The 3,596-nt window shown below is 55.0% G+C and carries 5 protein-coding genes; all 5 read left to right on the top strand.

Features of this window, described 5'->3' with window-relative positions:
- Positions 1 to 599 (top strand): hypothetical protein (locus tag H5U02_14640; GenBank protein MBC7343658.1); only part of this gene is annotated, 599 nt, incomplete at its 5' end.
- A 304-nt stretch (positions 600 to 903) separates the two neighbouring features.
- Positions 904 to 1,725 (top strand): aliphatic sulfonate ABC transporter substrate-binding protein, encoded by an 822-nt coding sequence (locus H5U02_14645; GenBank protein ID MBC7343659.1) that lies wholly within the window; start codon positions 904 to 906, stop codon positions 1,723 to 1,725.
- Positions 1,722 to 2,492, top strand: a complete 771-nt coding sequence (locus tag H5U02_14650; GenBank protein ID MBC7343660.1) for an ABC transporter permease — start codon at positions 1,722 to 1,724, stop codon at positions 2,490 to 2,492. The genes H5U02_14645 and H5U02_14650 overlap by 4 nt, the downstream gene beginning before the upstream one ends.
- Positions 2,493 to 2,571: 79 nt before the next feature.
- Entirely contained in the window at positions 2,572 to 3,345 is a 774-nt protein-coding gene (locus H5U02_14655; protein MBC7343661.1) for an ABC transporter ATP-binding protein, read from the top strand.
- 75 nt (positions 3,346 to 3,420) lie between these two features.
- Positions 3,421 to 3,596, top strand: a 176-nt coding sequence (locus H5U02_14660; protein ID MBC7343662.1) for a hypothetical protein, incomplete at its 3' end; no start/stop codon positions are given.

A 3,596-nucleotide genomic window follows, 5' to 3' on the forward strand; every position in this document is an offset into this window, starting at 1 on the left:
AGGTAACTTTTCCCCACCTGGGAGCCGGCCGGGGAAAGCTGTTTCTCTTTGGCCCTCACTTTGAGGAGCCTCATTTTCAGGAGGCCAACCAAATATTGATCCAGCTGCTTCTAGGCGCCGTCCAGAGGGATAAAGCTGAAAACGGCCCCGACAAGCAGCTAGAGCTGGCAACTTCGAGTATTGAGCCGTACTCCCAGGAGCTACGGCAACTAAAAGGGGCCATCAGCGAAGCCCGGATCGTTACGGTGGGCCTGGAAACAGTTCCTATACACTGGCTGATTGGGACCAAGACCTACGAACCGGAGAAGATCAGGACCTTTCTAGAAAGCATATGGAGCCGAATAAGTTGGCTGGAAACCAGCGGCATGTTGGCCCAAGATGGAGAGCTCTTAAGGTCAGTAGTCAAGAGAGGGCAAGAGCTGGTGGGGCGGTTGATTAGCTTGCGCAACGGTGTTTTGGCAGGTGAGGATACTTCTATGCAGGCGACCTCTTTCTTTCCTTTTCTTAAGCAGCTGACGGCTGATTTTCTTAGGATCTACTTGCACCGTCGCCAAGCTAGCCTTGCGGAACAACAGGGGTCCGCCCCGCCCAGAGAATAAGCGCCTGGGGGCTACACTTTCCTGGCGGTTGGGTGCTGAGCGCGAAGGATCAGAGGGAGGAAATGGAAACAAATGGTGTCTTGGAAGGGAGAAGGGGCCGATAATGCGGGCAAGAGCTAGAGTAAGAAACATGGTGATCCTGGGTCTTGTCCTATCCCTGGCCGTGGGCTGCTTGGCTAGCTGTACATCTGGAACGGGCCCAGCCTCTGGCTCACCGGCTGTTCGTTTAGGCTATTTGCAGGCTGATCTGCACCAACTCCCGGCTATGGTAGCCTTGGAGCAGGGATTTTTCACGTAAGCTGGCGTGGATGTTAAGGTGGCCGGCGTCTTTGCCAGCGGGCCGGAAGAAATGAGCGCTTTTGCTGGTGAAAGCTTGGAGGTGGGGTATGTAGGGCTGGCGCCGGTAGTTACTGCTGCGGCCCATGGTACCGCCGACGTAGTGATACTGGCTTTGGCAAATGCCGAGGGATCGGCGTTGGTGCTGAGCCCTGGTTCTTCAGTTACCAAGGGCGGGGACCTGGCCAGAAAGACCATAGCGGTTCCGGGGCTAGGTAGCGTCCAGGATGTATTGCTGAGAAAGGTATTGAACCAAGCTGGCCTGAGGCCACAAGACGTCACTCCCCTGGTAATCAAGCCGCCGGAAATGGTTTCTGCCTTGAGGAATAAACAAATCGACGGTTTTGTGGCTTGGGAGCCATTTCCAGCCCAGGCGGTGGAGCAAGGGGTGGGGCGGATATATATGAGCTCGCATGACATCTGGCCTAATCACCCTTGTTGCGTGGTAGTTGTTAGCCGCCGCTTTTATCAACAGCACCCAGAAGCAGTTGGCAAAATACTTCAGGCTCATACCCAAGCCATAGATTGGATCAAAGCCCATCCAGACGAGGCGGTAAGTATTGCTCGCAAGTATACTGGGCTACCGGAAGCAGTGATTGAAACTGCCTTGAAAAACATTAAGTATGGCGGTGACTTATGGCCAAGCCAGGTTGAAGAATATGTGCAGGTGCTCAATGCAGCTGGGTTGGTTAGCATTTCCAACCCTAAGGCTTTCAGCCGAGGCTTGATTGCTGAGGGCTTGTCACTGCAAAACAGCGACTCAAGACAGAAGGGAAATTCCCAGTCATGAAGCGTCCTGCTAGATGGCCATACGGGCTGGCCATGCTGGTGGCAGCCATAAGCCTTTGGCAAGCTCTGTCCTGGACGGGAATGGTGGCTCCTGCCCGCCTTCCCTCTCCAATCAGGGTTGCAGAAGCGTTCTGGGAACTATGGCGGCAAGGATTGCCCCCCGGCTACAGCTTGGCGGGCCACTTGGCGGGTAGCCTAGCGCGGATAGGTTGGGGCTTCATATTGGCTGCCCCTATTGCCATCATCTTAGGCTTCACTATGGGCTATTTTCCGGTGATCCGAGCCCTGGCCAACCCCATCATCGAGATTTTACGGCCGATTCCCCCGCTGGCGTGGGTGCCGCTATCCATCCTGTGGTTTGGCATTGGCAACCCATCCGCGGTTTTCATCATTGGTCTCGGTGCCTTTTTCCCAGTCTTGCTGAACACGGTGGCCGGGGTTGAGGCTAGCGACCCCCGCTTGGCCGATGCTGCTTATACCATGGGGGCTTCCAAATGGCAAGTGATGGTCAAGGTAATTTTTCCCCAAGCGCTGCCTAGCCTCTTTACGGGGCTACGGGTGGGGCTTGACATCGCTTGGATGACCCTGGTGGCAGCTGAATATACCGGGATCAAGTCGGGGTATGGCTTGGGGTACATGATTATGTTGGCCCGAGACCTGCAGCGTCCCGATGCCATTGTGGCGGGAATGCTGGTTATCGGAGCCATTGGTTACTTGATGGACTGGGCTGCCAACCTTTTGATAACCTACTGCCTGCGCTGGAAATGATTACTGCTGACAGTTGGATGTTGGCGGAACCGAGGATCAGCGGCCTGGCTGGGAAGAAATGTTTTTGGGGGAGCGAGCGTTGACGGAGAACCCACTAGTTCGCATAGAACAAGTTAGCAAAACTTACTCCAATCAAGGCCACCAGCTAACTATCTTGGAAGACATCAGCTTGGAGCTCCAGGATGGGGAGTTTTACTGCCTTTTAGGTCTAAACGGGTCAGGCAAAACCACCCTGCTTCGGCTTATTGCCGGGCTTGACTACCCCTCTCGCGGACATATCGAGGTGGGCGGGCGGCCGGTTACAGGTCCGGGCCGGGACCGGGGTATGGTATTTCAGGATCTTGCCCTTTTTCCCTGGTATACGGTAAGGCAGAACCTAGAATTCCCTTTGCGGCTAGCCAAGCTTCCGAGTTGGGAGATCGATAAGCAGGTTGAACGCTACCTGAAGGCTACTGGCCTAGAGAAATTTGCCCGAGCTTACCCCAAGGAACTATCAGGAGGAATGAAACAGCGGTTGGCTTTGGGCCGGGCCTTAATCGGCAGGCCCAAAATAGTGCTTATGGATGAACCCTTTGCCTCGCTAGATATTCAAACTCGTAATGCCATGCAGAAATTTTTCCTTGAGCTCTGGCTACAGACTCGGCAAACGGTGATTTTTGTCACCCATAGCGTAGACGAAGCTCTGTTCTTGGCCGATCGGGTAGGGGCCTTGACTAGGCCTCCCGCCCGTATCGGCTGGGAACAAGCTATTACCTTGCCGCGCCCCCGGGACCGCACGGATCCTGACTTAGTGGCAATGAGGCGGGAGCTGTTGGCCTTCTTAGAAGCTCAAGCAGGTTCTCTTGAAGGATAACGGGGCAGGGGCTTCATTTCTTCTGGGGCCCTGAGATCCTGGCTAACTTCAAGAATAGATGTGATGGTGACGGTTATGAAGCATAATGATGCCGCTAGCAGCACTGGTTACTACTGCCAGCTGAAGACCGAGCTACAAAGCTTAGGGGTAGCCATTGATGGGCCCCTCCCGCCCGGACGGGCGGGAGGGGCCGGGCCAGCAGAAGGCATTACTGTGGCCTTTGGAGCCACTTACGCTAGCGTTCCTGCCTT

Source organism: Clostridia bacterium (genome assembly GCA_014360065.1).
Classification (GTDB): Bacteria; Bacillota; DSM-521; order Neomoorellales; family JACIYF01; genus JACIYF01.